Origin of the sequence: Methylobacterium sp. WL6 (genome assembly GCF_008040095.1) — a bacterium.
Taxonomy (GTDB): domain Bacteria; phylum Pseudomonadota; class Alphaproteobacteria; order Rhizobiales; family Beijerinckiaceae; genus Methylobacterium.
The window spans coordinates 1-5,200 of the sequence record NZ_VRVH01000304.1; the positions used below are offsets into that span (position 1 = coordinate 1).

General features: G+C 70.1%; 6 protein-coding genes. 2 read left to right on the forward strand and 4 right to left on the reverse strand.

Translation table 11 applies throughout. The annotated features are described in order from the left end of the window. The first annotated feature begins 147 nt into the window (after positions 1-147). Both zapA and FV230_RS24135 read left to right on the forward strand, forming a co-directional pair. On the forward strand, positions 148-534 hold the full coding sequence (gene zapA / locus FV230_RS24130) for a cell division protein ZapA (protein WP_147844203.1): 387 nt from the start codon (positions 148-150) through the stop codon (positions 532-534). A 104-nt stretch (positions 535-638) separates the two neighbouring features. Then, positions 639-1,853, forward strand: coding sequence for an L-dopachrome tautomerase-related protein (locus tag FV230_RS24135; RefSeq protein WP_147844204.1), 1,215 nt, complete (start codon positions 639-641; stop codon positions 1,851-1,853). A gap of 115 nt (positions 1,854-1,968) precedes the next feature. Here FV230_RS24135 and FV230_RS24140 read toward each other — a convergent pair whose 3' ends face one another. The 4 genes from FV230_RS24140 to FV230_RS24155 all read right to left on the reverse strand — a co-directional run bounded on the left by FV230_RS24140 (position 1,969) and on the right by FV230_RS24155 (position 5,054). Further along, complete coding sequence (locus tag FV230_RS24140) at positions 1,969-2,844, reverse strand: RNA polymerase factor sigma-32 (RefSeq protein ID WP_147728544.1); 876 nt, start codon at positions 2,842-2,844, stop codon at positions 1,969-1,971. A gap of 302 nt (positions 2,845-3,146) precedes the next feature. Then, entirely contained in the window at positions 3,147-3,740 is a 594-nt protein-coding gene (locus FV230_RS24145; protein ID WP_147728545.1) for a CarD family transcriptional regulator, read from the reverse strand. A gap of 441 nt (positions 3,741-4,181) precedes the next feature. Continuing rightward, entirely contained in the window at positions 4,182-4,520 is a 339-nt protein-coding gene (gene fdxA, locus FV230_RS24150; RefSeq protein ID WP_147728546.1) for a ferredoxin FdxA, read from the reverse strand. Positions 4,521-4,727: 207 nt separating this feature from the next. Further along, positions 4,728-5,054, reverse strand: coding sequence for an RNA-binding S4 domain-containing protein (locus FV230_RS24155; RefSeq protein WP_147728547.1), 327 nt, complete (start codon positions 5,052-5,054; stop codon positions 4,728-4,730). Positions 5,055-5,200: the final 146 nt, after the last annotated feature.

Consider the following 5,200-nt stretch of genomic DNA (forward strand, 5'->3'; position numbering starts at 1 on the left):
CCGCCGACACGGTCGGCCGCCGGCTGGATCGGGCGATCGGCACCGTCGAGACCGTGCTCGCCCGCCCGGACCCTTGACCGGGCGGCGCGCACGCGCCCAATCCGCCGACGTCCCGATTTTCTCGTCCTCGGCCGACCTGCAGCACGAATGCCCCAGATCAGCGTCACCATCGACGGCAAGAGCTACCGCATGGCCTGCGGCGAGGGCGAGGAGGCGCATCTGGCAGCGCTCGCCGCCGACCTCGGCGCGCGGGTCGCCGACATGCGCAAGGCCTTCGGCGAGATCGGCGACATGCGCCTGCAGGTGATGGCGGCGCTGACCATCTCCGACGAGGTGTCGGAGCTGAAGCGCCGGCTCGCGGTGGCGGAGGCCGAGGCCGAGCGGCTGCGCGCCGAGGCGGCCGCGTCGCAGGCGGTCGAGGCGGATCGGTCGGCCCGCGTCTCCGACGGCGTGTCGCGGGCCGCCGAGCGGATCGAGCGGATGGCCCGCACCCTCGCCGCCACCGCCGGGCCGGCGGGCGCCGACCATCGCTGATCGTCCCGGAACGATGCCAATCCGATGAAGCTTGGCCGGCTCCGGCTGCGTTGTTCGGGCTGATGCGGCGCGTCCGCCGCCCCGAATAAAGGTTCTCCATGACCATGACGATCACCGGCATCCGCGCGCGCCTCGTGCTCGGCAGCGCCCTCCTTGCCGGAACCGCGCTCTCCGGCGCCGCCGTGGCGCAGGAAACGGTCGCGTCCCAGCCCGGCACCGCGCCGGCGCTGACCAAGGTGGCGAGCTTCGAGCATCAGGTCACCGGCGTCACCGTCGGAAAGGACGGGCGCATCTTCGTCAACTTCCCGCGCTGGACCGAGGATACCGCGATCTCGGTCGCCGAGCTGAAGGACGGCAAGCTGACGCCGTTCCCCGATGCCGAGTGGAACGCGTGGCGCAACGCGAAGAAGGACGAGGTCGACGCGCGCAACCACTGGATCTGCGTGCAGAGCGTGGTCGCCGACCCGAAGGGCAACGTCTGGGTGCTCGATCCGGCCGCCCCCGCGATGGCGGCGGTGGTCAAGGACGGGCCGAAGCTCGTCGAGATCGACCTGAGCACCAACAAGCCCGCCCGCACCATCGCCTTCGACGAGACGGTGGCGCCCCAGGGCTCGTACCTGAACGACGTGCGCTTCTCGCCCGACGGCAAGACCGCCTACCTCACCGATTCCGGCGCGAGCGGCGCCCTCGTCGTGGTCGACCTCGACAGCGGCAAGGCCCGTCGCCTGCTCGACGGCGACCCGACCACCATGCCCGACAAGAGCGTGACCGTGACCTACGACGGCAAGCCCCTGCGCCGGCCCGACGGGCGCGGCGTCGAGTTCGCGGCCGACGGCATCGCGCTCTCGCCCGACGGCAAGACGCTCTACTGGCAGGCGATCAAGGGCAAGACGCTCTACAGCCTCCCGACCGACGCGCTGACCGGGTGGTTGACGTCTTCGGTGGTGCCGAGCGCGCTCACCGACAAGAGCCTGTCGGGCAAGGTCGAGACGGTGGGCGAGAACGGCCCCGCCGACGGCCTGATCATCAGCCGGCACGACGGCCGGATGTACGTCAGCGCGCCGGAGGAGAACGCGGTGAAGGTCCGCGACCTGTCCGCCAAGGGCGGGAAGCCGACGGTGCTGATCCAGGATCCGCGCCTGCGCTGGCCCGACACCTTCGCCGAGGCGCCGGACGGCACCATCCTGTTCACGACCTCGCACATTCAGGACTCGGCCTTCTACAAGCCCGACGCCCCGGTGGCCCTGCCGACCGAGCTGTGGAGCATCAAGCCGGGCCCGGTGGACGCCACCGGCTCGACGGGCACGTCGACGAAGTAGGGGGGCGACGCTCTCCCTCCCCCCGCTGCGGGGGAGGGAAGACGGGACGTCGCGAAAACGAGAAAGGCCCGACCATCCGGTCGGGCCTTTCTCGTCATCGATGCGGAGAGGCGTCCTACCCGGCGTAGGCGGCGCCGGTCGTCTGCGGGAAGCGGTCGGCCAGGGCCCGGCGGAGCTTCTCGAGGGCGCGGTTCTCGATCTGGCGGACGCGCTCCTTGGAGATGCCGAGGCGATGCCCAAGGGCTTCCAGCGTGGCCTGATCCTCGGCGAGGCGGCGCTCGCGCAGGATGCGCAGCTCGCGCTCGGACAGGACGGTCAGCGCCTGCTGCAGCCAGAGATGGCGGCGCTCGCCGTCGACCGTGGCGGTCACGGTCTCGTCGGGCAGCGCCGCGCCGTCGACGAGGAAGTCCATGCGCTCGGACGAGGCCTCGCTCTCCTCGCCGACCGAGGCGTTGAGCGACATGTCGGGGCCGGACAGGCGGGCGTCCATCAACGCCACGTCCTCGCGGGAGACGCCGATGGCGGTGGCGATGCGGCGGTGGATCTCGTCGCCGACGCGCTCCTCGGTCGATTGCATCAGGCGTGCGCGCAGCCGCCGCAGGTTGAAGAACAGCGCCTTCTGCGCCGAGCTGGTGCCGCCGCGGACGATCGACCAGTTACGCAGGATGTAGTCCTGGATCGAGGCCCTGATCCACCATGTCGCGTAGGTTGAGAACCGCACCTCGCGCTCCGGCTCGAACCGGGCGGCGGCCTCCATCAGGCCGACATGGCCTTCCTGGACGAGGTCGGCCATCGGCAGGCCGTAATGCCGGAAGCGACCGGCCAGCGCGATCACGAGGCGCATGTGCGCCGAGATCAGCTTGTGGAGGGCGCGCTCGTCGCGCTCGTCCTTCCAGCTCACCGCCAGCCCGCGTTCCTCGTCCCGCTGGAGGAACGGCGCTTCCATCGCGGTGCGAATGAACTGCCGACGAATTCCCGCGATTTCCGCCATGCCGCCTGCCTCTTCCTTCCGAGCGCTGCTGCGGCCTCGGCCGCGTCCTGCGGAGGCACCGGTCCGACCGGGCGTCCACGCAAGGCACCGAACAACGGGAGGGCGAAGGCGAAGGTTCCGCCGGCGATCCAACAGGGCCGAGGATGTCCGGTTCCGTCGGACGCACGATTGCGCGATCGAAGGTTACCCGACCACCGCTCCATCGAGCGGGCGACGGCACGGACGAAAAAGCCCGGCGCTCGCGCGCCGGGCCTGATCGGGATGGGACGGGGCCGGAACGATCCCGGCCGGTGGGCGCGCCCTCAGGCGGCCTCTTCCTGGATGGCCTCGTCGCCGTCGGCCTCGGCTTCCGCCTCCGCTTCGGCCTTGCCGCGACGGGGCGACTTCTGCAGGCTCTGGTCGATCAGCTTGAGCGCCTCGGTCTCGGTGATCCGGTTGACGGTCGAGATCTCGCGCACGATCCGGTCGAGGGCGGCCTCGTAGAGCTGGCGCTCGCTGTAGGACTGCTCGGGCTGGGCCTCCGAGCGGTACAGGTCGCGCACCACCTCGGTGACCGAGAGCAGGTCGCCGGAATTGATCTTGGCCTCGTATTCCTGGGCGCGGCGCGACCACATCGTCCGCTTGACGCGGGCTCGGCCGGTCAGCACGTCGAGGGCCTTCTTCACCAGTTCCGGCTCGGCGAGCTTGCGCATGCCGACGCTGTTGGCCTTCGCGGTCGGCACGCGCAGGACCATCTTGTCCTTCTCGAAGGAGACGACGAACAGCTCGAGCTTGTAGCCGGCGATCTCCTGCTCCTCGATCGCGGTGATGCGGCCGACGCCGTGGGCGGGATAGACCACCGCCTCGCCGGTCTTGAATCCCTGGCGGCCCGTCGTCGGCTTCTTGGCTGTTGTCATGCGAGAAGGGCCTCCAGAACAAAGCGCGGGGGGTTGCAAGCACCCGCGTGACCATGTCTTTCCGGGGTGGGACACCCGGCTTCAACCGCCCGACCGACGCCGCCGACCGGATCGGTCGGGCAGGCGAAAGCTCCCAGGCGCAGCCGTGCGCAGCCCATGATAGAACGGCCGCCGAAGGCGAAGCCTCCAGCAGTCGAGCGCGTGCCACCTGTTATCCTGGACGATCCGGAATTCGCGTTTTTGGACGCGACAGGCAGCACGTCAGGCGCGAGCGACGGCAGGCGGATTGTGTATCACAAATCAACCGTCGAATCAAAGCAGCGCGACGCGCTCCCGACGGTTCGACACCGTCCGAAGCACGTTATGCACGGTTTGGCTGAGGCCGGGACCGAGCCGGCAAGGCAACCGCGGCATCGAGGCCGCGGGCCGATGCTGGGGTGATCAGTCGCCGGTGCCGGGGGCGGCGGAGAAATGCGCCTCGAACTTGCCGGCCACGCCGTCCCACTCCTTGGCGTCGCCGGGAGCGTCCTTCTTCTGGGTGATGTTCGGCCAGTCCTTGGCGTAGTCGGCGTTGACCTTCAGCCAGGTCTCGAGGTTCGGCTCGGTGTCCGGCTTGATCGCCTCGGCCGGACATTCCGGCTCGCAGACGCCGCAATCGATGCACTCGTCGGGATGGATGACGAGCATGTTCTCGCCTTCGTAGAAGCAGTCCACCGGGCAGACTTCCACGCAGTCCATGTACTTGCACTTGATGCAATTGTCGGTGACGACGTAGGTCATGGTGCGATTTTCGTCCTCGATCCGCGCTGGCCGCATCCGCGGTCGCCGGGGGCTCGAACGGTCTCGCGGGCGGGCGAGGACGCGTTCGGCTTGCGTGTCGACGGGCCTTGGGTCGGCCCTTGGATGGCAAGGGCTCTAGCCCCTGCCAAGGGGGCTGACAAGCGCACCCATGCCGCAACCGGCCCGCGGTGCCGGAGTGTGGCTTGTCTACACTGATTCTAGGGGCGGCTCGGGCTCGGAAACCGATCGAGCCTGCGCCGCCTCGCCGCCGGCCGACAGGTCCGCATACAATCGCCGGGCGACCTCGGCCGAGCCGCGGCGCGTCCCGAGGTCGACGACGCGCACGATGATCGTGGCGTGGGCGGCGGCCACCGTCAGCACGTCGCCGACGGCCAAGCCCTTCGCCGGCAGCGTGGTCCGGGTTCCGTTGAGGCGGACGTGGCCGTCCTCGACGAGGCGGGCGGCGAGCGAGCGGGATTTCGCCACCCGCGCGAACCACAGCCACTTGTCCAGCCGCTGCCGCCCTTCCTTCATGCGGACCGGTGATGCCTCAGCGCTTGCCGCCTTCGCCGGATTCGAGCTGCGCCTTCAGGGCGGCGAGCTTGGCGAAGGGCGAATCAGGATCGGGCGCCCGCTCGCGGCGCGGGGGGCGCGCATCCGGCCGGGGGCCGGCATGGCGC